Raw genomic sequence first — 23,115 nt, 5'->3', positions numbered from 1 at the left:
TTAAATACACTGGGATTAGAGACACGTGGATTCAAATGTGAGCATAATTGGCAGCGTTCACTCATCATGGCACCATGCAAAATCCGGCTCCGCGATCTGGTTATTCATGCCTGTCATACCTGCCACACCTGTCATTCCGGTCATACCTGAACCGCTGCAAAAGTGGTCAGCACTTTGCCTCATCGCGGTCGACACAGGAAATAACGACACTGTGTTAACATGCTCCCGTGTTTCAGTTCCACATGCTGTAAAAGTTCTTCTGTTCCGGGTCGTGTGCACGTAATTTACGTGCTTTACATATTTCGCATATTCTTCTACACGTTCTTCCCTGCCCGAATACCCGCACCACATTTTAGTAACCACCAGATTCGCTCCTGTAGCCGTGCAAACTGAAGAAAACGTTGTCCATGTCAAATGCCTCAATGCCATCTTCGGTCAATGCAGTAGTCGCATTTTGCCTCAGAGCCGGCATAGCAGCACCAATGTGCTTCACCATGCGATCAGCCATGTAAAGTGGAAAAGGTTCCATAACCCCGGGAGTCATACACTGGTGTTTAACCGCCTGTAAAAGCATGGCCAACCTGGTGTCGTTTGTAGCCACGGGTGCAGGCACTTCCAGACGCATGGCAGGTACCATGGCTGTTGGTCTGTAGTAGAGCACTTGCAGTGAAGTTAGCTGATTGATGAGTTTTTCAATTTGTTGTTTTGTTACTTCGTCGTTTTCATCCGGTGGTGAGAGGTGCCACATCCTAGCTGGCCGCTGCACCTGAACAGGGCCGGCAAACTCTCCCGCTTCCAGCACATAGGTAAACACGGCCCGATCGTCCAGTGGAATACGCCATTGGAGAACTTTCCCAAACTCACGATTTGAGCTGTATTTAGGTGAAGCAACCCAGATCTTATCAGACCTTTTTCCTGAGCTTATGCTTAGGTAATCTCTTAAGTAGGTGGGAAACCCCTCCAACACCTTCACCGCCAAGGCGTGGTAAGTTCCCTGTTTAGTCTGCTCGATGAGACGGTTTATGGCTTGATCCATGAGTATGATGGGGGTGGCCATGGAACCGTCCAGGAACACCACATCATGAGGAGCCTGCTCAGCCAGTTCCAGTTCAAATTCCATCATGAGCGCCCGTAAGATTACTGGGGTGTCGTCACTGTGTGCATAAGCATCAGCATGAGCCTTGTGTTGAGGGTCTGACCAATAACTTCTTGCGGAGGGCGGTATGATACCTTCCACGGCAACAGCGGCAGCAACGCCGAAGTCCAAAGCGAGCAAACGCTCAGTGGCGTAAGCTCCGTCCACTCCGCAGCTGGTAGGTACGTCATAGTACCCAAAATCCCCGTCACGCCTCAACACACCCTCACGCTTCAACTGCTCACGAACTTCTTTCTTAACTTGCTGCATTTCCTGGATCTGTTTTCTGACGTGTTCGGCCAATTTGGAACTTTGTGACAGCAAATCCTCCACCAGTCCCATGGGTAACTCAGTAAAACCCGTTTGGAAATCAAAGGGCTCGTCAACCAAAGCCAACACCACCCTTTTCGGTACTTCGCATCTCTTCTCCTCCCAACAAACCGCAGCAGGGCAAGGTGGAATTGCAGTAACCGTGACACCTGTGCGATTCCATTCTTCTGTGTGTAAGCAGTGTCTGGTCACGAGAGCCGTTTGCACATCGGCTTGCGCATAACATGCTCAGAACATGCACAGAACATTCACGTGGGCAGCGTTACACACATATACACACACACACTCACCCAGCATTGTTAAACACTTGCTCGCGTGAACTCTGCCACACCACCAATGACCATCAAACAAGAATGAGCTGTAACCGAAACTTCGACAAAATCCCTCGCCTTAGTTAAGTACGCCCCATTTCATACAATTTTAAGCCACATGGGTGCATTTTTCACTAGTTACGCTAAATTACTCAGTAACTTGTGACCGAAACTATTCAAACTGAAACTTCTACAAGTAAAGCGACCAAAAAAGACAATGGCGTATGTGAAAGAGAACTTAAAACTGCAAATGGTTGTACAATAAAGGCATAAAATGGACATAGTGCTTATTGGTGCGGGTCGCGTGGCGGGAGCCTTTGCTCCTTTCTTAATGAAGATGGGAAGTCTGCGCGTTTGGAATCGAACCTTTGAAAATGCCAGCATTTTGGCAAAGAAAGTGGGTGCAGTCGCCATTAGTGACCCGACGCAAGTGAAAGGCGATTTTGCTTTTGTGGCAGTATCTGATAAAGCCTTGAAAAACGTGGCTGAGCAGTTTTCACAAAGCTTCACAGTTGCTCTTCATACCAGTGGGTTCCACCCTTCCAGTGTAATTGAGCCTATGGCGAATTACGTCGGATCGCTTCACCCATGGCTGCCCATACCTGAGCAAGATCACAACCTGCTGGTTAATGCACTGGCAACCTTTGAGGGAAACAGGGAGGCTGAGCAGATTGCAGCAGAACTTGCCAGCATTGTTCCACTAAGGTTGCATAGAATCGATTCTCAAAAAAAGACCACTTACCACACGGCAGCTGTTCTGCTTTCCAACTACGTGGATGTGCTCATGATTAAAGGCGGAGAGCTGCTAAGAGAAGCTGGCGTCACACCTGCTTATGATGATGATGATGCGCCTAGTAATGAACACTCCAGCGGCGAACTGGATGCTGAAAAACTGTTTGTGAAGGAAATTGTTGAAACAACACTGAGAAACTACTTGAAATTAGGTAAAGACAGTTTGACAGGGCCTGCAGTGAGGAAAGACATGGAAGTTATAGATGCAGAGGCTTCCACACTTAGCGAAAAATGGTCTTTGGTTTACCGATTGCTGGCGGAAATCATAATGGAGGGAGGCATTTAATAAAATGAACGCCACTCAGTTTAAGAAACTCAAAGGCAGTAAGAAAATAATCATGCTTACCTGCTACGATTTTTCCTTTGCCAGCGCCTTAGAAGAGGCTGGCGTGGATGCTCTGCTTGTGGGCGACTCCTTGGGTAATGTGGTTCAAGGCAAGGAGACCACTTTACCGGTGACTTTGGATCAAATCATTTACCACACCGAAATGGTAAAACGCGGTGCTCCCAACACCTTTGTGGTGGCTGATATGCCTTTCTTGTCCTACCAGATAAGCGTTGAAGAAGCCCTGCGAAACTGTGGACTGGTTATGAAGGAAACCAACTGCGACGCTGTGAAACTTGAAGGTGGAGAGGAAGTCGCTCACCTGGTACGCAGGCTTACAGAAATTGGCATACCAGTCATGGGACACATAGGCGTTACACCTCAAAGCGCCAAACTTATGGGTTATGGCAAGCGTGGTAAAGACATATCAGATGCGGAATACCTTAAGCGCAGTGCAAAGGCCCTTTATGAAGCAGGTGCTTTTTCTTTGGTTTTGGAAAACATGGCCGCCACTTTGGCTAAGGAAATAACTGAGCTGGTGCAAATACCTACCATCGGCATTGGAGCTGGGCCTGAATGTGACGGTCAGGTACTGGTGCTCCACGACTTCATGGGGCTGACCAAGGACAGGCCACCTTTTGCCAAGCCTTACTTTGACTTGCGAGCAGAGCTGAAAAAGGCAGTAAGCAGTTACAAGAACGACGTGGAACAAGGCAAGCTGTAGCTTCAAGAAAGTAACAAGCTGCTTGCTGTTAAAAGATTTGGATTACAAACTTTTGCAGTTAAATTAATAAACCACATAGTTGTGTATATTGTGTATACAATGAGAATATGCTACCTGCACGGTGCTGGGTTGCCACAACTCCATGCAGGGAAGAATGTGAAGCTCGCAAAGAAAACACCATCTGTGGGTGCATACTTATTGTGGCAGCAACAAAAAATGCTTTAGTCAGTTTTACATAGGAGGCATTAGCAAGCCATGGAGATCGTACGTGACATTAAGACCATGAGAGAGAAAGTTGCAGAAATGAAAAGACAAGGTAAGTCAGTGGGGCTTGTACCGACCATGGGGTACTTGCACGAGGGCCATTTAGCACTTATCGACACCGCTCGAAAAGAAAACGATGTGGTGGTAGTCAGCGATTTTGTTAATCCCCTTCAGTTTGGGCCCAACGAAGATTACCTAGTTTACCCCAGGGACATGGATCGGGACGCACAGCTTTGTAGTGAACACGGAGTGGATTTTCTGTTTGTGCCCACGGTGGAAGAGATGTATCCCAAAAAAGGCAATCAGGTGGATGTTTTTGTGGACGTTAAGCACTTGGATGAGAACCTGTGCGGCCGCTTCCGTCCAGGTCATTTCCGTGGTGTGGTAACCGTGGTCACAAAGCTTTTCAACATTGTTAGTCCGAACAGGGCTTATTTTGGAATGAAGGACATACAGCAGTTACGTATTATTGAGGAAATGGTGAATGATCTAAACATGAACATTGAAATAGTTCCTGTACCCACAGTGCGGGAACCCTCAGGGCTTGCCTTGTCCTCAAGAAACACTTACCTTAGCGCTGAAGAAAGAGAAAAAGCAGCTTCCATTTACAAATCGCTACTAATGGCAAAAGATCTCATTTTGGAAAAAGGGGTCATAAGCACTGCTGAAGTAATAGGCACTTGTACAAGGTTTCTTTCTCAGCAAGGATTTAAGGTACAGTACTTCCAGCTAGTGGATTATGACACGTTGGAGCTGTTGCCCAAAATAGAACCTCCGCAGAAGATCATCATTGCCACGGCAGTGTTTTTGGGCAAGGTTAGACTTATTGATAATTTAGTAATAGAGGTTCGGTGATAAGAGCATGCTTATAACGGTATTAAAAAGCAAGATTCACAATGCCCGCGTTACTGTGTGCAACGTGGATTACGAAGGCAGCTTGAGTTTGGATGAAGAACTCATAAAACAAGCCAACTTGAGGCCATATGAAAAAGTATTAGTGGCTAACGTAACAAATGGTGAGCGCTTTGAAACTTACATCATACCGGCTCCCGCTAATTCACGCGAAGTAGGTCTTAACGGTGCAGCAGCAAGATCTGCTGTGGTAGGCGATCGCGTTATTGTGATGGCATTTGCCATGAAAGAACCCGATGAAGAAGTCGATACTACGGTGCTCATCATGGATGAAGAGAACAACATAAAAGAAGTTAAGAAACTGAAGGCGTAATAATAATAAACATAAATAGCAGATGCAGTCTTAACTAAAGTAAACCATGGTAACGCTGGTTCCGCCTTCGCTGGGTTCGGCGAAGCGGAATCGGCTTACATGGGGATGAGTACTTAAGTACTCATGAATGGCTCTGAGCAAAGCACCCGTACCACGACCATGGATGATATATACATAAGGCAGACCAGCTGCGTAAGCTTGGTCCAAGTACTTGTCCACCTTTTCCAAAGCATCGTCCACACTTAATCCGTGTACCTCCAGTTTCATGGGGACATCCTGAGTAACGTTGATCTCCACTCCGCTGCCACCTTTTATGACACTGCTCACGCCACGACGATGCTCCATGGCTGAAGCATCAACCTTGCTCAGCTCAGTTTTTGCCACCGTAGCTCTTAATGGTCCTATTTGTACTTCAGCTGTGTCTTCTGAAAGCTTTAAAACCAGACCAAGTTGTTTGAACTTAGTCACATAAACGGTATCCCCTTCTCTGATCTGAACCGGAATAGGCTCAGGTCCACCGCGTTGTTTTTCCATCATTTCGTCGTCCTCTTTTACGACTTCTTCAAGCATGTTCTTTATTTGCTCGCGTATTTGATAAGCCCTTTGATTGGCTTTACTCTGCTGGCTAAGTTCCTTTAGCAAACGCTTGCTTTCTTCATCAGCCTCTTCCAATATTCTCTTTGCTTTTGCTCTGGTTTCATCCAGTATTTTTGTCCTCTTGGCATCTAGTTGGCTTAAAGCCTTGTCAAGTTGGTTATTCTTCTCGCGCAGCTCGTCACGAAGTCTGGCAGCTTCGCGCTGAAGGTCTTCGTAGCTTTTCACACGTTCTTGAAGTTGCTCGATGAGCTTCTCAACCCGCTCATGATCTTCAGAAAGCTTTGAACGCGCCGTACTTATGAAAAGTTCAGGCATGCCCCACTTCTGCGCAATCTCCAAGGCATAAGACCTTCCCGGCACACCCATGTTTAGCTTGTAAAGAGGTTTTAGCTTCTCGGTGTCGAAGTCCACTGAAGCGTTGATGATTTCTTTCCGGTCAGCTGCTAAGGTCTTTAGACGCCACAAATGAGTAGCTATGAAAAACTGGACATTGCGACGCACCAGAAAATCCACAACAGCTTCAGCAATGGCTGCACCTTCATCGGGGTCTGTACCAGAACCCAGCTCATCGATGAGCACCAAATCACCTGAATCAGCTTCCTCCACGATGACTTTTAGTCTGGCAATGTGAGAAGCAAAGGTGGACAAGCTGCTTTCAATACTCTGCTGATCGCCAATGTCCATTAATATGCGGTTGTAAAGAGGCAGTTGTGCATCCACAGCTGGCACTGGCGCACCAATCTTTAGCAGAGCGGCAAAGAGCCCAATGGTTTTTAAGGTTACCGTTTTCCCACCCGTGTTAGGTCCACTGAGTATGACACCGATTCGACCTTCGGGGACCACAATGTCCACAGGCACTACACGATCCTGTGGGATGAGAGGATGCCTGGCACCTTTTATATTGATAAGCCCATTTTGTGATATCTTGGGCAACGTACCGCGCATGGAAGATCCCCATTTTGCCTTGGCGTAAGCTGCATCAATTTCCCCTAGAATTCTGAGTGAAATACGTATTTCCTCTGCAATGGGATAAAGCTGGCTGCAAAGTTCCTGAAAGATGCGGTAGATCTCCTGTTCCTCCATGAATCGCAGCTCTTCCAAGCGGTTGTTCATGTCCACCACTGAGAAAGGCTCCACATAGGCGGTCTGACCCGAGCCAGACCAGTCCAAAACGATGCCTTTCACTTGCGGTACATTGGAACTCTTTACAGGAATGGCGTAGCGATTTCCTCTTTTTACCACCAACCTGTCGGAGATGAACCGCTGGTAGCGGTCCATTTCCCTTTGCAACTTATCTTGAATTTCATTGGAAAGCCTTTTCTGGTCACGTCTGATATCGGAAAGCTTACGGCTGGCATCATCTTTTACATACCCGCTTTCGTCAACCTTGCTGCGCACGTCGTTTAGCCAAGCATCTAATGGAACAATGCGTTTAGCTAAACTGCCCAACACGCCTGTTTCTGCAGAGAGCTTTCTTCTAAGCTGCACCAAAACGTCAGCTGCTTTTACGAAATTCAAAAAATCCTCAACGGGTACGTAACCCTGTTTGTTCAGTAGATCCACCACGGCATCCACATCGGAAACAAAGAAAGTGAACGGATCGACGTTCTTTCTAACAAGTTCCCAAGCCTCTTCTGTTTCCTTCAGCCACTTCTCCACCTGCTGGATATCTGACGAAGGCAAGTGCGTTTCTAGATAACGCTGGCCATACTCAGAAGAGGCATGAGATTTTATTTGAGCCAGTATTTTGCCGTATTCCAGGCTCTCCAAATCGTCTTTCATGTCCTTAAATGCCATCCCGCCTCCGTTAAGCGCCCTAAAACGCGCTCCACGACTTGATCTACTTCCTCGCTACTGACCGTGTGGTCTTCAGCGCCTAACCACACACGCACGGTAACACTCTTTTCACTAGGCGATAACTTTTCACCGCGGTACAAATCCACAACTTTCCAATCTTTTACTAGTGGTTCACCTTCAAAGAGTTTGGCAAGTTCTGAAACGGGCACTTCCACGGGCATGACCACCGACAGATCTCTCCAGCTTTGGGGGAACTTAAGTGGAAATACGGGTTCTCTTCCCGTGACTAGTGGCAAAACATCTAGATCCAGTTCAGCTGCAAATACGGGACCCTTCAAATCATATGCTTTCAATAAACTCGGCTTGAGCATGCCCACCTGCCCCACTTCGCGTCCTTCATACTTTATGATACCAGAGAACTGGCTTTCAGCCCACGAAACAAAAGCATTCTCCCACCCCAGTGTAAGACTACAGCGTTCAAAGATGTTCTCCAAAGCGCCTTTAAACTCACGGTAGCTCCACAGGTCTTTATCCAAAGCATTCTCCCAGTAAAGCCCTTTTGACAAGTAAGCTATGTGACGTCTTTCCTCAACCTCAGTGCTATTGGCGTCTTTGGATACTCTTGTGAACACTGAGCCAATTTCAAACAAGTGCACATCGTCGTGGAAGCGATTTTGGTTAAGTAGAGCTGCCTTTATCAAGCTTATAAGTAAGTTAGGTCTTAAATAAGCCAGTTCACGGCTTACTGGGTTGTCCACAGCCAGCACATTCTTGGCATCTATGCCCATGTGTGCAGAAATGTTCTGCACATCCTTGTCCGATATGAGTGAAACCATGAATACCTCTTGAAAGTAAAGCGAGCTTGCTTCTCGAAGTTTGTTTTCCTTTGTAATGGATTCCTTTTCCCTAAAGGGAATATAATCCATCAAGGGCAATGAGGGGATACGGTCATAACCCACGAATTTTACTAGTTCATCCACCAAGTCCTCAGTTCTGGTTATGTCCCACCGATAAGCAGGAATTCTAATTTTCTTCTTACCATCATTATTCCCTTCTTCTGTGATAACTTCCCACTGTTTGGTGGAAATCATATCAACCAGGTCCTGATCTTTCACAGAAGAAAGTTTTACGATTCGCTGTGGGTTGTAGTCAACCAATCTGTAACGTCTTTCTTCCCCAGCAAACCACAAAGCAGTCGCCTGAGCGCAACCCATTTGCTCTACAAAATCGGCGAACAAAAGCGCCATATCCACCTGGCCAAAAGGTGCCACGCCACGCTCGTAAAGCATGCTGGCATCAGTTCTTACGCCAAGCTTTCGAGAGCTCATAGCAACGGAAGAAGGAGCGAATGCTGCTACCTCCAAAAGTACGCGCTTTGTTTGAGAGCTTACAGAAGCATCTCGGCCGCCCATGACGCCAGCAACACCCACTGGTTTCACTGCGTCCGCTATTACCATGCAGTCTTCATCCAATGTGACCTCTTCATTGTTTAGCAGCACCAGTTTCTCCCCCGGTTTTGCCTGACGCACAACAATGCGATGGTCAGTAAGGGTATCAAAATCGAAAGCGTGCATGGGTTGACCGTAGTTGAAAAGGAAGTAATTCGTTAGATCTACTACGTTGTTTATGCAGCGCTGCCCAAAACGCATCAACTCCAGCTTAAGCCACCACGGACTTTCCTCAACTCTCAAGTTCTCCAGTAGCATGCCCACATAAACTAAGCAGCCATCAGTTTGAATGGACACCAACCCGTTTCGTTTTTCCAGCTTATGCTGGAAGGTAGGCACCACCAGTGTAAGCCCCATACCGCAGGCAATCTCTCGAGCCAAACCAAATAAGTGACTCAGGTCACCGCGGTTTGGTAGCACACTAAGCTTTATAAGCATATCCGGAAGCTCAAGCACCTCTTTAAGAGGCCCTTCAGGGGCATTTCTTAGAAGAACCAAATCTGACAAATCATCGCGGCCGGCAGAGGTCCCTGCTTCCTTAGGAGAACCTGCTTCGCTGCCATTACTACTTACCGTTGCAAAACCAAGCAGCTCTTGCAACGGCCCCAAATCGCCCCTGGAAAGCAGCGTGCCACTCTTGGTATCCACAAGCACACAAATGCTGGTACCGCTACTGTTACTATGAGAAACTTCCTCGGGTAAGTACACCGGAATCACAGAGCCGTTTTCCAGATGCACCTCCGCTCTGGAGTTTTTTTCATTAGCTGGAGCTACCTCTTTTAGCCACCATGAATCGGGTATGTCAATGGGTACTTCTTCCTCAACTTCAACTTCCAAGTGTTTTTCCAGATAACTTTTTACCTGCTGCCAGGTAACTTGGTCCTTTTCCTGCCAAAACTTTTTAAGTTGGTTAAAACTGAATTTCATCGCACATCACACCTTAGCACCTTAAAGCGACCTGAGGAAACTAACGTCGCCCTCATAAAGAAGACGTATGTCGTTGATACCGTATTTGAGCATGGCCATGCGGTCAACACCCACACCGAAGGCAAAACCACTGTAACGATTGGGATCCACCCCTGCATATTCCAAAACCCTTGGGTGCACCAAACCGGCCCCAAGTATTTCTAACCAGCCTGTTCCCCCACACACACTGCAACCTTGACCATCGCAAAAAACACACTTCACGTCAACTTCATTGCCGGGTTCCACGAAGGGGAAATAACTGGGTCTAAATCTAACTGTGACATTCTTCTCAAAGTAAGCACTGAGGAAAGTTTCCAAAGTCCATTTGAGGTGGCCCACCCCAATGTTTTCACCCACAGCCAAGCAGTCAAACTGGTAAAACACAGGATATTTTCTGGCTGATACTTCCTCACGGCGGTAAACCCTACCGGGAAGAATGACCTTTATGGGGACACCCCAGGCTTCCATGGCTCTGACCTGCATGGCTGAAGAGTGCGTTCTGAGTACCCTGTCCCCCACTACCAAAGTGTCCTGCATATCCCTGGCGGGGTGGTAAGGAGGAAAGTTTAATGCTTCGAAGTTATAAAAATCTGTTTCCAGCTCAGGCCCGTCAAAAAAACTAAATCCCATGAATTTGAAAATGCTTAGTAGCTCATCACGGGCTTTAAAAAGTACGTGCACGTTTCCCAAAGGAGGACGCTTGCCTTCCAAAGTCAGATCGTTAAGGAACAAAGGCTCTTGAGCAAGATGCTTACTTCCAATGGAAAGCAGCTGCTCTTCCTTCTGCTTAATTTGCTCTTCTATGTGTCTTTTTAAATCATTGACGTACTTACCAAAATCCCGACGCTGCTCAGGTGGTAGCGTCGGGATTTTCTCCAAAAGCTTTGAAACTAAACCTTTACGAGACAAATACTTGATCTTCAGCTGATCAGGAGGAAGCTCTTGAAGGTCGGATTCGAAATCACGTGCTACTTGCTCGACCTCTTCAACCTCCTTCATCATTATCCGACGGCCTCCTTGGCCTTCTCTACCAGAGCACTAAAGCCCTCTGGGTCGGTGACAGCCAATTCCGCCAGCATCTTTCTATCAATTTGTATGCCGGCAACTTTTAAGCCGTGCATGAAGTTAGAATAGTTCATGCCGTGGTTCCTGGCTGCAGCGTTAATCCTGGTAATCCATAGACTACGCATATCTCTTTTCCGCTGCTTACGCCCGGCAAAAGCATCTTCACCAGCCTTCAGAACTGCTTCATGCGCTTTCCTATAAACACGATGAGAAGCGCCAAAATAACCTTTCGCTTCTTTTAATACCTTTTTATGCCTTGCCCTTTTAGCAACACTAGTCTTAACACGCATTCTCAGAACACCTCCTATGGCCTGGGCAACAAATCTTGAACGTGGCCCAAATAGGTTTCATCAATGACTTTTGGTGCTTTTAGCCTTCTCAACCTTGAAGCACTTTTATGCCTTCTCAAGTGGTTCATGGCAGAACGGTACATGAACTTGCCAGAACCAGTAACTTTAAACCTCTTGGCTGCTGTCCTGCTGTTCTTCGGTTTTCCCATCTTTGGTTGCCTCCTTCTTCTTCTTAGGCGCTATCATGAAATAGAAATTTCTGCCCTCTGCTCGCACGTCTTGCTCTACTTGTCCCACATCTGACAGCTTTTCTGCAATGGACAATAGTTTCTGACGAATTTGTTCTTCAAGAGCCCTCTCACGGCCTCTAGGACGCAGGGTTACCTTAACTTTGTTACCTTCTTCCAAGAATTCCCTGATCTTTTTCATCTTCGTTTCCATATCGTGAACATCGGTACCCAATCTGAGACGAATCTCTTTCACTTCGATGATGGTCTGGTTTCTCTTTGCCTCCTTGGCCTTCTTCGCCATTTCATAGCGGAACTTATCGTAGTCGATAAATCGACAAACGGGCGGATCTGCAGTAGGAGCTACTTCCACCAAATCATAACCTCTGCTACGTGCCATTCTTATGGCTTCTGCGGTGATGAAAACACCCAATTGCTTTCCATTTTCGTCAACCACTCTGACCTTTGGTGCTCGAATCTGTTCATTCACCCTGTACCCTAAATCCTTCGAAGTGCTTATGTTCTTCTACCTCCTCAATTAAAAAAGTGGGTGAAAGTATGCGCACCCACTGCCACATGTCGTGCGAGCCACTCTGCTCACACTGATAACCTGCCAAGCGCATCAATTTGCCGACAGGTGAGGCGTGGCGCCTACTTCCACTTTTCCATAGAACACACGTTCTACTGCAATCAATTATACCATGTGAGTCTTACTTAAGTACATGCTTGCGCGAGTTCACAACCAACCATAAAGTTGTGTAACCCGAATGCTGTACAATGAAAGAGTTTTGTCTTTATTGGTCTGCATGGCAAGGCTGAGTTTTGAATGCGGACCGAACCTTTCAGAGACAAAAACACGTTTTTCTCAAAAAAAGGGAGGCTGTTAGTTTGAAGTTAAGGGCAAGAAAAGGCTTCACACTCATGGAAATCATGGTAGTACTAGCAGTAATTGCGTTGCTTACAGCAACACTGTATCCGTCCTACGCACTGGCGCGCCAGCGAGCGAATGTGAGTACGCTACTCTCCTCATCACCCAAAGTGCTTCAGTATTTAGAACTGTACCGCATAGATCATCAGTTGTACCCAACGGGGAATGTGGTATTAGATGAATCTCAGACAGGTACCGACATGTTAAAAGCTTACTACGAAAGATCCACTCCTTGGCCGTGGGACAAAGAAAAGAAGCTGGAGAATTTCTTTGCCTACAGTAGCGAAGAAACTCCGGCAGGAAGTATTTTTTACATTTGCTGGCCAGTGGATAAATCAGCAAATAAGGCGGCAGAGGCCATGGCAACGACTGCGAGCATAGAAGCGCTCCCTGTTGACAGCCTAACACTGTTAGGTTATGACTATGCAGTCTGCGCCACCAGCACCGTTGACCCTGTTTTAGTTAAGCTCCGCTAAACAGTCAACGACACGTTTTAACTTTAGAACACCCTGACGGCTGGGAATTCGCGCTCCAAAGGCATATAAAGCTCTTTATCAGGTAGCTCAAGATAACGCGCCGTTCCCGGCCTTGCAGGTCTGTTTATATCGATGTGGTAAGGCTTAAACTGAGCTAAGAACTCAACTGTTTTTCTTACCTCAGACAGATCATCGTTTATACCTTTAACCACAACCACCTCGAAATACAACGTGCCTGCGTAAGAAGAGGCAAATTCTTCAATACCTCGCGCTACTTTTGAGGCCGTTACCCCTTCTGCAGGCTGATTCAAACGCTTGAAGGATTCTTCCTTTAGTGAGGAGAACGTGAGCTTAACAGCATCAGCTTTTCTTAATTCTTCTTGAACATCCTTCATGAATACCGTGCTTCCGTTACTCAGAACCAAGACTGGCACTGAGTACTTTTGGTGAAGAGCATCAATGACTTCGCCCATGTTCGCTGCTAATGTGGGTTCGCCAGCTCCTGAGAGCGCAATGTAATCCACTCCCTGAGTTGGGAAATTTCTCAGTTCCTTGAGTACTTCGTTTACACTGACGTACGTGTGGCGTTCCAGCGTTAACACGTTGGTGTGAACGGAAAGTTCACAAAAAACGCAATCAAAAGAACAAACCTTCAACGGTATGAGACTAATTCCAATTGTGGTACCAAAACGCCTACTACTCACAGGACCGTAAATCAGAGATTGTTTCTGTTCCCCCAAACTCAGACGGTTTTCCAATGTCTTTTTTGTCCTCCTCTGAACATTCTGCGTATTATTCACAATAAATTAGTATAGAACGCTCTAATTCTGTATCAAATGCCATTTTCGTCAACAATGTCTTGTAAGCTGTTATTATCTAACAATTACTGTGCTTTGCGGCTGATATCTCATCATTGACCTGTAATCTACTAACTTGACTCAAAGTGCTAAAATTTAAACGACACTTAACGTAACATACCAAGGAGGCAAACCGTGGAAGACTATGCAAATCCGCCCACATTGGGTGCGCTAGTTTTAAGAAACGAGCTAACAGAAAGTGTGCATTACGCAGATGCAGTGGTAGTGGACTACAAAGGAAGATTGATTGCCTCAGCTGGCTCACCTCAGCGCGTAACTTTCCTTAGATCAGCTTCAAAACCGCTACAAGCCATCCCTATGCTCATGGATAAATTGGACATCCAGTACGGTTTCACCATGGAAGAAATAGCTGTGATGTGCGCTTCACATTCTGGTACGCTGGAACATGTGGAACTTGTAAGATCAGCGCTAAAGAAAATTGGCTTGGACGAGTCATATTTGCAGTGTGGCGTTCACGAACCTTTTGACAAGAGTACCGCCGAATTCATAAAGCTGAACAACATCGAGCTGACCCCAGCTTTTCATAATTGTTCAGGGAAACATACAGGCATGCTTGCACAGTGCGTGTACCACAAGTGGCCACTGCAGACTTACTTTCTCCTGGATCACCCAGTGCAGCAAAGGATACTTAAAATAGTGTCAGAGTTCTTTGAGATGCCTCCAGAGAAAGTGGAGATAGGTATTGACGGCTGCGGCGTACCTGTTTTTGGAGTGCCTCTTTACAACGCTGCATTGGCTTTCGCAAAACTGGGAACTCCTGAAATTCTGCCCGAGGAATATAAGGAACCAGCATCAAAAGTAGCAATGGCCATGACAAGGTACCCTCATTTGGTCGCAGGGAAAGGTCGCTTTGACACTGAATTTATGCTCTTCTTCCAAGGCGCATTCCTAAGTAAGGGCGGTGCTGAAGCTGTTCAACTGGTGTCCGTGCTAAATCGTGGCCTGGGTATTGCAGTAAAAGTGGTAGATGGTAGTAGTAGAGCACTGGGAGCCATCACATTGGAGGTCCTTAGGCAACTGGGTTTGGTAACTGATGAAGATATTCACGGCGAAGCTTTAAAAAATCAATACCAGCCTCCTGTGAAAAACCATAGGCAAGAAGTCGTTGGCATTATAAAACCAGTCATAAAGCTGAAAGTTGATCCAGGCTGGAAAGTGCTTAGCTAATCTGAATCTCCTTTATGACTTGACCGTCCAATGATTTGAGCTGTGCTCTAAAATCGCTGAGGATGACGGCATAGGATGGAGTTCCGTCTTTGGACAGTGATGGACTACCAGGGTTAAGCCTGAAAACGCCTTCTTTCGCGTCATATTCCAGCACTTTTATGTGGGTGTGTCCAGAAACCACCATTTGCGTTTTGTAAAGCTTTGTTGGATCAGCGTTGTGACCGTGATGAGCTAAGATGTGAATGTCATTCCTATTATTGCCGCCATCGTGAAAGACTAAATGAACCAAAGGTGACATGGGCCATTTAATAAGTTCCTCGTCGATGGGTGCATCCACGTTGCCTTTAACCAATACAGCATTGCTCAAAGAATTTATTAGATCCGCCATGGCTCTTGGATTGTAACCTTCAGGTAACGGGTTGCGGGGTCCATGATACAGGTAATCCCCCAAGAGAAGCACCATTTCAGAATCTGGTTCATTTTCCAAAACCTTTTGGAATGCTGCTACGCTACCATGCAGGTCAGATGCAATTAGTATTTTCATATGGTTTTAGACACCTCCTGACTTATAATATAGAAAAGTTTTCAGATTATCACAAAATAATGGTACAGCAGTAACAGGCCAACAATAATGCTCAAAAAGGAGGTCTGCCGGTTTGGTAACGCCAGGCATAATAAACGAGTACCTTCGTATTCTAAATCTTCAATTTCAATTCAACGGCTTCCAATGGGACATTCCCTTCCATCAAGATAATGTGGAGATTAATTTGGTGCTGACACTAAGTCGAGATTTTTTACGCTTCGAAGTTCCACTCATGGCAGAAGAAAAAGTGTCTTCGGAACTGTTAAATCAGTTATTTGAGATGAATTACCGTATTGCCATGGCAAAATTCGCCATGGCTGACGATGGCATGGTTCGTCTTGTGTGCGACTTCCCCACTGTGAACATGAGCTTCGAAGAATTTCAGGTTTCTATGCAGATTGTGGTCAGCGCCGCTTTTGATTTCATACCACAAATACGAGCCATAAAGGCAAAGCCAATTGGATTCGAGATACCAAAGAATCCCAAAAACCAAATAATGTAGCTAAGGCATAGCACATAGCGCACATAATATAAGCGAAAGGGAGCGTGTGACAGACGTGGAAAAGATGGTTAGCATACGTGACATTGGGAAGCACGAGGGAGAACAAGTAGAGCTAAGAGGTTGGATCCACACGAAGCGTGAAAAGGGAAAGATCATTTTTATCGTCATGAGAGATGGCTCAGGTTTTATGCAGGTAGTGTTAGAGCAAGAGCGACTTAAACCCGATCAGTGGGAGCAAGCTAAAGAGGCTTCTCTGGAGAGCTCCATTGTGGTAAAAGGTGTAGCAAAAAGTGAGCCTCGTGCACCTGGTGGATATGAAATCCATGCAGATCACTTTGAAGCGTTTCACATAACCAAAGACTGGCCTTTGGGACGAAAAGAGCATGGTATTGAGTTCTTGGAAGAAAACAGGCATTTGTGGATAAGAAGCAGAAAACAGAGTGCCATTTTACGCATCAGGCACACCATTGAAAACGCCATGATTGATTTCTTAAATGAAAATGGTTTCTACAGATTCGACACCCCCATCATTACCACAGCCGCAGCTGAAGGAACCACTACACTATTTGAAGTAGACTACCACGGGGATAAAGCATATTTGAGTCAAAGTGGACAGCTTTATGCCGAAGCAGGCGCCTTGGCATTAGGAAAGGTTTACACCTTTGGGCCCACCTTCAGAGCTGAGAAGAGTAAAACACGCCGGCACTTGCTGGAGTTTTGGATGATAGAACCTGAGGCAGCGTGGTTTGAATATGAAGATAACCTTCAGCTCCAAGAACAGTTCGTCAGCTACATTGTAAAAAGAGTGCTGGAGGAAAACGAAGACGATTTGGCCATCCTGGAACGTCCGTTGGAACCACTGATGAAGGTTGAACCGCCATTCCCGAGAATAACGTACACTGAAGCTGTGGACCTACTAAATAAAAACGGATTCGATATTACATGGGGAGATGACTTAGGAGCACCCGAAGAAACGTTCCTGTCCAACCAATATGAAAAACCCGTTTTCCTAACGCACTTCCCTGCAAAAATAAAAGCTTTCTACATGCAGCCCGACCCGGAAAACCCTGAGGTTGTATTGGCTGCCGACCTATTGGCACCCGAAGGTTACGGAGAAATCATTGGAGGGAGCCAGCGTATTCATGATTACGATTTGCTACTGCAGAAAATAAGAGAGTTCGGTCTGAACGAAGAATACTATCAGTGGTACTTGGATCTGAGAAGATACGGTTCCGTACCTCACTCGGGTTTTGGTATTGGTTTGGAAAGGACTGTAGCATGGATCTGCAAGCTGGAACACATCAGAGAAACCATACCATTCCCTAGAATGTTACACAAGCTAACACCATGACATCAACAATAAAAAGGAGGAAGAACGAGAAATCATGTTTCATGTCATAATCGATTCAGCAATCGATTTGCCCGAGGGGTCGACATTTGATGACTTCTCCTTGGTACCACTTTACGTAAAGATTGACACTCAGTATTATAAAGACGTTGTAGACATTAGCAGAGATGAGTTCTTCAGAATCCTGCCCAACGAGTACGATCGCATATCAACAAGCCAGCCTAACATGGAAGATTTTCTAGCAGCCATTAATAGCTCCAAGCACGAAGATGTTCTAGTAATGACCATAAGTTCCAAAATAAGCGGAACGTACAACTCAGCCCTGTCAGCTGCTCAAGAAAGCGACAAGAAGAATGTCGTAGTATTTGATACATGGAATCTATCCATGGGGGCAGGCGTCTTGGCTCTGATGGCCTTGAATATGAGAAATCAAGGTCTACCCCTTGAAGATGTTGTAAACAAACTATATGAGCTGCGGGAGCGAACACGCTTCTGGGCAGTAATTGCCACTTTAAAGAATCTTATGAGAACAGGCAGAATATCGCGCTTTACAGGACTTGTAGGGGAAATACTACGAGTAAAACCCGTTGTGGAGCTTAAAGAGGGATACATTGTACCCATGAGGAACGAACGAGGTAAGCCTTTTAACATTTTGCAGAAGTTGGTAGAAGAGGCTGAAGGAAATGCCGATCGCTCCTATCCGTTTATTGTTGGGTACACAGATTACGTACCAGAAATTGAACAGCTTGTGAAGGAGCACAACGCATTGCTGGCAAGGGGAAATCCCATAGTAGGTGCGTATACTGGCAACAACACCTTTGCAGTCGCATATGTGGAAAAAGAAAGAGAGCAGAAAGAGTAAAGCAAAACAGGCCCAAAAAGACTTAATCGGCGAAAGGCAGGTGCGAGTGAGAAATGTTCCACATTGTGATTGATTCGGCTATTGACCATTTACAGGATTACCCAAGCTTTACGGTTATTCCTTTGTATTTGCGCGTCGGAGAGAAGTTCTTAAAAGATCGCGTTGAGATTACCCGCGACAAGTTCTACTCAATCATGTCTTCAGTCATTGATACGTTTACTACGAGTCAGCCCAGTCCTGAAGACTTCAAGAAGGTATTCCAAAGTATTCCAGAGCAAGACATATTGGTGCTTACAGTTGCATCCAGTCTGAGCGGAACTATGCAGTCAGCTCTGGCCGCAGCAAGAGAAACCACTAAGAATGTGAAAGTGCTGGACACTTTGAATGCCTCCATAGCAAGCGGACTGCTTGCTCACATTGCCGTACAGCTAAGGGAGCAAGGAAAAACCATTGAAGAAACGTATGAAGAACTGATGCAGATAAGAGAAAAGATTTCCTTGGTCGCGGTCATTGCCACGCTTAAAAACCTAGTAAGATTAGGTAGATTACCTGCTTTTGCTGGTTGGGTTGGTGGCCTCTTAAAAACTGTGCCCTTCATACGAATAAAAGGTGGGGAAATAAAACCACTAAAGAACGAGCGTGGCTCACCTTTCACCATATTTAAGAAAAATGTTGATAAGATAATGAATCTGGTGGAACCGAGATACCCTATCGCCATGGCTTACACGGACTTGTCTGGTGACATTGTCCAGTACGCGCAAGAAAAAGGCGCCTACCTGGTGCAAGTAAGTCCCATTGTGGGTGCATTTGCCGGAAACAATGCTTACGGCTTTGCATTTGTTGAAGGAGGTAATCTCTGACTTTGCCTAGCGTGAGAATGGTCGTGGCTACCGACCTCCACGGCCAAATCTTGCCCTTTGACTACGTTCATGCTAAGCCATTCCCAGGCGGGTTAAGTAAAGTTAGTACGTTTTTAAAGAAACAACGCCAGGAAGCACCCACGTTGTTTTTTGATAATGGCGACGCTTTTCAGGGGTCTCCACTAACCTTCTATGCACATCGTTTTTTTGGTAATAAGGTAAACCCAGTAGTTGAAGCCTACAACGAGATGGGACTTAACGGGATGTGCATTGGGAACCATGAGTTCAACTACGGACTTCGATACTTAACGGAAATAGAAAAACAAGCAAAATTCCCATTGCTCAGTGCAAACATACAAGAGCAGCTCACTGGCCAAACCAAATGGTTACCATTTAAGGTGTACCGCTTCGGTGACTGGAGCGTAGGTGTCATTGCACTCACAACGCCTGCTATTGAGGACTTCGACCTACCCTGGAAATGGAAAGGACTAAAGTTTGAAAACCCCATAAAAGTAGCTAAAAACCTGGTTTCACAACTAAAGGATCAAAAAGTTGATGTTATTGTTGTGTTGGCTCATTCTGGCATTGAATACGATCCCCTAAAAAGACGCCGGGTGTCGGAATCCTCAAAAGAAAACTTTGTTTACTCACTGGCCACAAAGGTACCAAATATTGATGTTATCGTGTTCGGGCATACTCACAGAGCGTTTGGACCTTACAAGCTGAACAACACCGTGTTGGTGCAGCCACCTTCCTACGGTAAAGGAGTGGCACTCATCGAGATTGCTGACGGAAAAGTGACACGAGTTCAAAATGTTGATCTTTACGGCATAGAAGACGATCCAGAAATTCTTGATATGTTCTGGTCTGATCACAGAAAAACCAACGATTGGATTAACGAAGTCATTGGTATTGCTGCAGAAGATTTCGTCAGTGACACATGGAAACTGGCTGCTGAGCCCGTTTCAAACCTGTACTTGGATGTATTGCGTTATGCCACAGAAAACGAAATTGCCATGCACCCACCTAGCCCCTTTGAACCAATAACCATTAAGAAAGGATGGCTAACACGACGGGATGCGTTCAGCCTGTATCCTTTTGACAATGAACCTGTGGTATTAAAGATTACAGGACACACACTTAAAAAAGCATTGGAATGGAATGCTCGCTACTATTATTTGGTTTCCGCGACTCCTTCGGGATCAATAAGGCCAATACGGCATCCTTTCGTCAAAACTTATAATTTTGAAACCATAGGTGGCTTAGAAGTCATTTACGATCTGACGGAACCCTGGGGAAATAAGGTGAAAAAGGCAAAATACATGGGTAGCGAACTGCACTCTAGACAAAACTACTGGGTAAGTCTGACTAGCTACAGAGCGTCTGGAGCCGGTGGATTTACCATGCTAAAGAACCAGCCCATTGAGTTTTACTCACCACAATTACTTCGTGATTATTTCGAGAAGTACTTAAGTGAAAAAGGGACAATAACTCCGAGAAAGGAGAGAAACTGGTGGTTCGTGGCAAATTCTTTCACATTGTGCTAAGTGTAATAATGGCGCTCATTTTGATAGGAAGCTTTTATGTGGAATACACGATTCAAAGAAACTGGAACGTCATGGACCATTCAATAATGGTAAGTTTCTTGTCACCGGTGATATCGAGAACTCTGAAGCCCACGAACCTGGACAATTTCCCGAACTATGCATTCCCTGTACTAAGAGTGGAAGAAATAGATAAACTTATCAAGACCCGCATTGATAAATCCACCTTTAAGGTTGCCATGAACAAGAACCTAAGTGATAAGGACAGAGAAACAATAAGTGCTTGTATTATTCAGTACTCTTACCTGTACCACGTAGATCCACTTTTAATAACCGCGGTTATTGAACAAGAAAGCGGCTTCAACCCCAAGGTCCAGAGTATACAAGGTGCAGTGGGACTTATGCAAATCATGCCAGCTCTTTATAACGAACTCAAGCCACAACTGGGTTTGTCCGACGATCCCACAAGTATTTGCGACAACATCAAAGCCGGTACGTTCTACCTCTCAAAGCGCATACAACGATGGAACGATAATGTTTACTGGGGGTTAGTAGCCTACTTCGCGGGTGATGGCGGAGTGGCAAAAATAAAGGAACAAGGAAAGGAGCTTTACGACAAAACTGGCACTTCTACCCAACAATATGCCGTGGCTATTCTAGGAAAACTTTACGAGAACTACTTAATCCTGAATAGAGAATTCCCCGTCCCCGCTAACACTTACTCCATAAACTTCGTCGTACGCTTCCTGCAGTAGTTCAGGGGTAACTTCACTAAGTATGGTATACCTTCCGCTGCGTGTTTGAGGCGCAAGTTGCACAGCTTTCATAAAAGTTTCCCTATCCACATTGAGCTCCTGCCAACTGCAAGGGAACCCAATTTGACTTAGCAGTTTCTTGTAACGGAGATGATCCATGCCATGAAGACGCAAAGTGAAAAACGCTGCCACCCCTACCTGAAGGCCATGCAAATCGTGTATGGGGAAACGATCTAAGGCATGAGATATGAGATGTTCAGCACCACTACTGGGACGACTGTTGCCCGCTAAAACCATAGCCACACCGGACACGACCAATCCTTCTACCAACGTCGCATACAGATCAGAACCATTCTCTATGGCTCGGAAAAGATTCTCCACAGCGTTGCGGCTCAAGTATGCAGCCACGGGGTCCACTCTTTCAAACCCACGATCAGCTGCTAGCTGCCAGTCAGCCAATGCAGATATGTTGGAAAACAAGTCTCCCACACCTGCTAAAAACTGCTTTCGTGGTTGATTCCGCAGTATGTTCAGGTCAGCCACTACTCCTATTGGCGCCATGGCTCCCATGGATTTTACGTAGTCACCAAAGTTTATAACAGCGACAGGTGAAGCCACAGCGTCGTTGCTGGTAGCCGTGGGCACTGACAGAAATGGCAAATTAAGCTCCGTAGCTGCCATTTTTGCCACATCGATAACTTTCCCGCCACCAAAACCGATCAGTAAATCAGACCCCACTGAACGTGCCTGTGCTTTAACCTTCTCCACATCGGAAATGTGGTTACTGTTTATGGAAACACGTTTATAGGAGGAAAAGTAGTTCTCCCCCAACTCAGAGGTGACTCCGCTGCCTGTAACTACCAAGGGGCGGTGAAACACCATGTTGTACTGAGAAAGAACATCTTTAATGTCTCCCATGATGTTTTCACCAATCATCCAAAAAATGGGCAAGCTGACAGCCTTACTAAACATCCCCCTCCACCTTCTCCTTCTGTAACTGAGCTGCTATTTGCTTCGCTCTTTCCAGATCTTCGTGGGTGTCGATCTCCGTCCATAGCATACCCGTACAGAATACGGGAGTCATCGGCACAGTCTCGCAGAGAATGTTAAAAGCGTCTTCGTACCATCTATCCAACTCTCCACGGTTCCACATACCTTCAATGATGGATAGCATTTTGCCCCTAAGCCGCCTAGGGATATAAGAAAGACCAATGTATTCACCAACAGACTCAGAAGGGTCTATTCGCTTGGAAAAAAGTACTATCTTACCATTTTCCAGCTTAACCTTCATCTCTTCTTCAGCAGCATCTACTCCCCCATCCACCACTGCGTAAGGTTCATTGTCAGGATGGAACAAAGCATAGACAGCCTCCTCAGCTATGACGTCGGAGTTTATGATGGCAATATCGTCATTCAGTTGCTCCAGTGCGTAGTAAACAGTGAGCACGTTATTTGCCGCGCTCCAGTAAGGGTTATAAAGCACCTGAACCTTGCCTGTGAGAAATTCCTTTAATTTGTCATAGCCAAACCCGCCGATGACTACCACCTCATCGCGCGGCACTCCCAAATTACTAAGTGCTTCCAATTGCCACTGCACCAACGGTTTGCCCAAAACTTCAACCATGGCTTTAGGCCTATCGCTGGTTAGCGGTTTTAAACGTTTTCCTTCTCCAGCAGCTAATATGACGAATTTCAAGTTTTCACCTCTCCAATGCT

General features: G+C 45.9%; 23 protein-coding genes. 12 read left to right on the top strand and 11 right to left on the bottom strand.

Features of this window, described 5'->3' with window-relative positions; genetic code table 11:
• Positions 1-352: 352 nt before the first annotated feature.
• A complete protein-coding gene (locus COPRO5265_RS02800; protein ID WP_041736038.1) occupies positions 353-1,525 on the bottom strand; it encodes a DNA double-strand break repair nuclease NurA in 1,173 nt (390 codons plus the stop codon).
• 525 nt (positions 1,526-2,050) lie between these two features.
• On the opposite strand from COPRO5265_RS02800, the gene COPRO5265_RS02795 reads away from it, so the two are divergent.
• The 4 genes from COPRO5265_RS02795 (at position 2,051) to panD (ending at position 5,106) form a co-directional block, all read left to right on the top strand.
• Positions 2,051-2,854, top strand: a complete 804-nt coding sequence (locus tag COPRO5265_RS02795; RefSeq protein ID WP_012543805.1) for a DUF2520 domain-containing protein — start codon at positions 2,051-2,053, stop codon at positions 2,852-2,854.
• Between the two features lie 4 nt (positions 2,855-2,858).
• The gene (panB, locus tag COPRO5265_RS02790) at positions 2,859-3,617 is read left to right on the top strand and encodes a 3-methyl-2-oxobutanoate hydroxymethyltransferase (protein ID WP_012544332.1); all 759 of its coding nucleotides are present in this window, start codon (positions 2,859-2,861) and stop codon (positions 3,615-3,617) included.
• Between the two features lie 255 nt (positions 3,618-3,872).
• Positions 3,873-4,736, top strand: coding sequence for a pantoate--beta-alanine ligase (gene panC, locus COPRO5265_RS02785; RefSeq protein WP_012544839.1), 864 nt, complete (start codon positions 3,873-3,875; stop codon positions 4,734-4,736).
• Positions 4,737-4,743: 7 nt separating this feature from the next.
• Complete coding sequence (gene panD, locus COPRO5265_RS02780; protein WP_012544392.1) at positions 4,744-5,106, top strand: aspartate 1-decarboxylase; 363 nt, start codon at positions 4,744-4,746, stop codon at positions 5,104-5,106.
• A gap of 30 nt (positions 5,107-5,136) precedes the next feature.
• On the opposite strand, the gene COPRO5265_RS02775 is transcribed toward panD, so the two are convergent.
• Genes COPRO5265_RS02775 through infC form a run of 6 tightly spaced genes read right to left on the bottom strand, consistent with a single transcriptional unit; the run spans position 5,137 to position 11,986 of the window.
• Complete coding sequence (locus COPRO5265_RS02775) at positions 5,137-7,485, bottom strand: endonuclease MutS2 (protein ID WP_012543971.1); 2,349 nt, start codon at positions 7,483-7,485, stop codon at positions 5,137-5,139.
• Entirely contained in the window at positions 7,482-9,875 is a 2,394-nt protein-coding gene (gene pheT / locus COPRO5265_RS02770; RefSeq protein ID WP_012544284.1) for a phenylalanine--tRNA ligase subunit beta, read from the bottom strand. The genes COPRO5265_RS02775 and pheT overlap by 4 nt, the downstream gene beginning before the upstream one ends.
• 21 nt (positions 9,876-9,896) lie before the next feature.
• A complete protein-coding gene (gene pheS, locus COPRO5265_RS02765; RefSeq protein ID WP_012543792.1) occupies positions 9,897-10,916 on the bottom strand; it encodes a phenylalanine--tRNA ligase subunit alpha in 1,020 nt (339 codons plus the stop codon).
• Positions 10,916-11,269 (bottom strand): 50S ribosomal protein L20, encoded by a 354-nt coding sequence (gene rplT, locus COPRO5265_RS02760; protein WP_012543582.1) that lies wholly within the window; start codon positions 11,267-11,269, stop codon positions 10,916-10,918. Before rplT ends, pheS begins: the two co-directional genes overlap by 1 nt.
• A gap of 14 nt (positions 11,270-11,283) precedes the next feature.
• Positions 11,284-11,478 carry a 50S ribosomal protein L35 gene (gene rpmI, locus COPRO5265_RS02755; RefSeq protein ID WP_041735625.1) on the bottom strand — a complete coding sequence of 65 codons (195 nt, stop codon included), beginning with the start codon at positions 11,476-11,478 and terminating at the stop codon, positions 11,284-11,286.
• Positions 11,435-11,986 (bottom strand): translation initiation factor IF-3, encoded by a 552-nt coding sequence (gene infC / locus COPRO5265_RS02750; protein WP_012544089.1) that lies wholly within the window; start codon positions 11,984-11,986, stop codon positions 11,435-11,437. Before infC ends, rpmI begins: the two co-directional genes overlap by 44 nt.
• Before the next feature lie 398 nt (positions 11,987-12,384).
• On the opposite strand from infC, the gene COPRO5265_RS02745 reads away from it, so the two are divergent.
• Positions 12,385-12,900 (top strand): type II secretion system protein, encoded by a 516-nt coding sequence (locus tag COPRO5265_RS02745; protein ID WP_012544474.1) that lies wholly within the window; start codon positions 12,385-12,387, stop codon positions 12,898-12,900.
• 23 nt (positions 12,901-12,923) lie between these two features.
• Here COPRO5265_RS02745 and COPRO5265_RS02740 read toward each other — a convergent pair whose 3' ends face one another.
• Positions 12,924-13,700 carry a radical SAM protein gene (locus COPRO5265_RS02740; RefSeq protein WP_234397818.1) on the bottom strand — a complete coding sequence of 259 codons (777 nt, stop codon included), beginning with the start codon at positions 13,698-13,700 and terminating at the stop codon, positions 12,924-12,926.
• A gap of 192 nt (positions 13,701-13,892) precedes the next feature.
• Here COPRO5265_RS02740 and COPRO5265_RS02735 point away from each other — a divergent pair, with 192 nt between their 5' ends.
• On the top strand, positions 13,893-14,945 hold the full coding sequence (locus tag COPRO5265_RS02735; RefSeq protein ID WP_012544576.1) for an asparaginase: 1,053 nt from the start codon (positions 13,893-13,895) through the stop codon (positions 14,943-14,945).
• Here the strand turns inward: COPRO5265_RS02735 and yfcE are convergent.
• The gene (yfcE, locus tag COPRO5265_RS02730) at positions 14,938-15,489 is read right to left on the bottom strand and encodes a phosphodiesterase (RefSeq protein WP_012543904.1); all 552 of its coding nucleotides are present in this window, start codon (positions 15,487-15,489) and stop codon (positions 14,938-14,940) included. The two genes, COPRO5265_RS02735 and yfcE, sit on opposite strands and share 8 nt — an antisense overlap.
• Before the next feature lie 112 nt (positions 15,490-15,601).
• On the opposite strand from yfcE, the gene COPRO5265_RS02725 reads away from it, so the two are divergent.
• The 6 genes from COPRO5265_RS02725 (at position 15,602) to COPRO5265_RS02700 (ending at position 21,399) form a co-directional block, all read left to right on the top strand.
• On the top strand, positions 15,602-16,030 hold the full coding sequence (locus tag COPRO5265_RS02725; protein ID WP_012544764.1) for a type III secretion system chaperone family protein: 429 nt from the start codon (positions 15,602-15,604) through the stop codon (positions 16,028-16,030).
• Between the two features lie 64 nt (positions 16,031-16,094).
• A complete protein-coding gene (asnS, locus tag COPRO5265_RS02720; RefSeq protein WP_012544112.1) occupies positions 16,095-17,381 on the top strand; it encodes an asparagine--tRNA ligase in 1,287 nt (428 codons plus the stop codon).
• 34 nt (positions 17,382-17,415) lie between these two features.
• Positions 17,416-18,240, top strand: a complete 825-nt coding sequence (locus COPRO5265_RS02715; protein ID WP_012543793.1) for a DegV family protein — start codon at positions 17,416-17,418, stop codon at positions 18,238-18,240.
• A 53-nt stretch (positions 18,241-18,293) separates the two neighbouring features.
• The gene (locus COPRO5265_RS02710) at positions 18,294-19,100 is read left to right on the top strand and encodes a DegV family protein (protein ID WP_012544241.1); all 807 of its coding nucleotides are present in this window, start codon (positions 18,294-18,296) and stop codon (positions 19,098-19,100) included.
• Between the two features lie 11 nt (positions 19,101-19,111).
• On the top strand, positions 19,112-20,647 hold the full coding sequence (locus COPRO5265_RS02705) for a bifunctional metallophosphatase/5'-nucleotidase (protein ID WP_234397841.1): 1,536 nt from the start codon (positions 19,112-19,114) through the stop codon (positions 20,645-20,647).
• The gene (locus COPRO5265_RS02700) at positions 20,614-21,399 is read left to right on the top strand and encodes a lytic transglycosylase domain-containing protein (protein WP_012543589.1); all 786 of its coding nucleotides are present in this window, start codon (positions 20,614-20,616) and stop codon (positions 21,397-21,399) included. Before COPRO5265_RS02705 ends, COPRO5265_RS02700 begins: the two co-directional genes overlap by 34 nt.
• On the opposite strand, the gene COPRO5265_RS02695 is transcribed toward COPRO5265_RS02700, so the two are convergent.
• Together COPRO5265_RS02695 and COPRO5265_RS02690 are read right to left on the bottom strand one after the other, a co-directional pair.
• Positions 21,325-22,371: an iron-containing alcohol dehydrogenase family protein gene (locus COPRO5265_RS02695; RefSeq protein ID WP_012544480.1), complete on the bottom strand. Its 1,047-nt coding sequence runs from the start codon at positions 22,369-22,371 to the stop codon at positions 21,325-21,327. The two genes, COPRO5265_RS02700 and COPRO5265_RS02695, sit on opposite strands and share 75 nt — an antisense overlap.
• A complete protein-coding gene (locus COPRO5265_RS02690; RefSeq protein ID WP_012544069.1) occupies positions 22,364-23,095 on the bottom strand; it encodes a phosphocholine cytidylyltransferase family protein in 732 nt (243 codons plus the stop codon). Before COPRO5265_RS02690 ends, COPRO5265_RS02695 begins: the two co-directional genes overlap by 8 nt.
• Positions 23,096-23,115: the final 20 nt, after the last annotated feature.

It is taken from the genome of Coprothermobacter proteolyticus DSM 5265, from assembly GCF_000020945.1.
Classification (GTDB): domain Bacteria; phylum Coprothermobacterota; class Coprothermobacteria; order Coprothermobacterales; family Coprothermobacteraceae; genus Coprothermobacter; species Coprothermobacter proteolyticus.
Note: the sequence above shows the minus strand (reverse complement) of the source record. Positions and strands in the feature narration are given on the sequence as shown.

Excerpts from the sequence above, each read along its gene's own strand:
- pheT (WP_012544284.1), bottom strand. The coding sequence starts at position 9,875 with ATGAAATTCAGTTTTAACCAACTTAAAAAGTTTTGGCAGGAAAAGGAC.
- panC (WP_012544839.1), top strand. The coding sequence starts at position 3,873 with ATGGAGATCGTACGTGACATTAAGACCATGAGAGAGAAAGTTGCAGAA.
- COPRO5265_RS02795 (WP_012543805.1), top strand. The coding sequence starts at position 2,051 with ATGGACATAGTGCTTATTGGTGCGGGTCGCGTGGCGGGAGCCTTTGCT.
- yfcE (WP_012543904.1), bottom strand. The coding sequence starts at position 15,489 with ATGAAAATACTAATTGCATCTGACCTGCATGGTAGCGTAGCAGCATTC.
- COPRO5265_RS02710 (WP_012544241.1), top strand. The coding sequence starts at position 18,294 with ATGTTCCACATTGTGATTGATTCGGCTATTGACCATTTACAGGATTAC.
- panB (WP_012544332.1), top strand. The coding sequence starts at position 2,859 with ATGAACGCCACTCAGTTTAAGAAACTCAAAGGCAGTAAGAAAATAATC.
- rplT (WP_012543582.1), bottom strand. The coding sequence starts at position 11,269 with ATGCGTGTTAAGACTAGTGTTGCTAAAAGGGCAAGGCATAAAAAGGTA.
- COPRO5265_RS02715 (WP_012543793.1), top strand. The coding sequence starts at position 17,416 with ATGTTTCATGTCATAATCGATTCAGCAATCGATTTGCCCGAGGGGTCG.
- asnS (WP_012544112.1), top strand. The coding sequence starts at position 16,095 with ATGGTTAGCATACGTGACATTGGGAAGCACGAGGGAGAACAAGTAGAG.
- COPRO5265_RS02695 (WP_012544480.1), bottom strand. The coding sequence starts at position 22,371 with ATGTTTAGTAAGGCTGTCAGCTTGCCCATTTTTTGGATGATTGGTGAA.
- pheS (WP_012543792.1), bottom strand. The coding sequence starts at position 10,916 with ATGATGAAGGAGGTTGAAGAGGTCGAGCAAGTAGCACGTGATTTCGAA.
- COPRO5265_RS02775 (WP_012543971.1), bottom strand. The coding sequence starts at position 7,485 with ATGAAAGACGATTTGGAGAGCCTGGAATACGGCAAAATACTGGCTCAA.
- rpmI (WP_041735625.1), bottom strand. The coding sequence starts at position 11,478 with ATGGGAAAACCGAAGAACAGCAGGACAGCAGCCAAGAGGTTTAAAGTT.
- panD (WP_012544392.1), top strand. The coding sequence starts at position 4,744 with ATGCTTATAACGGTATTAAAAAGCAAGATTCACAATGCCCGCGTTACT.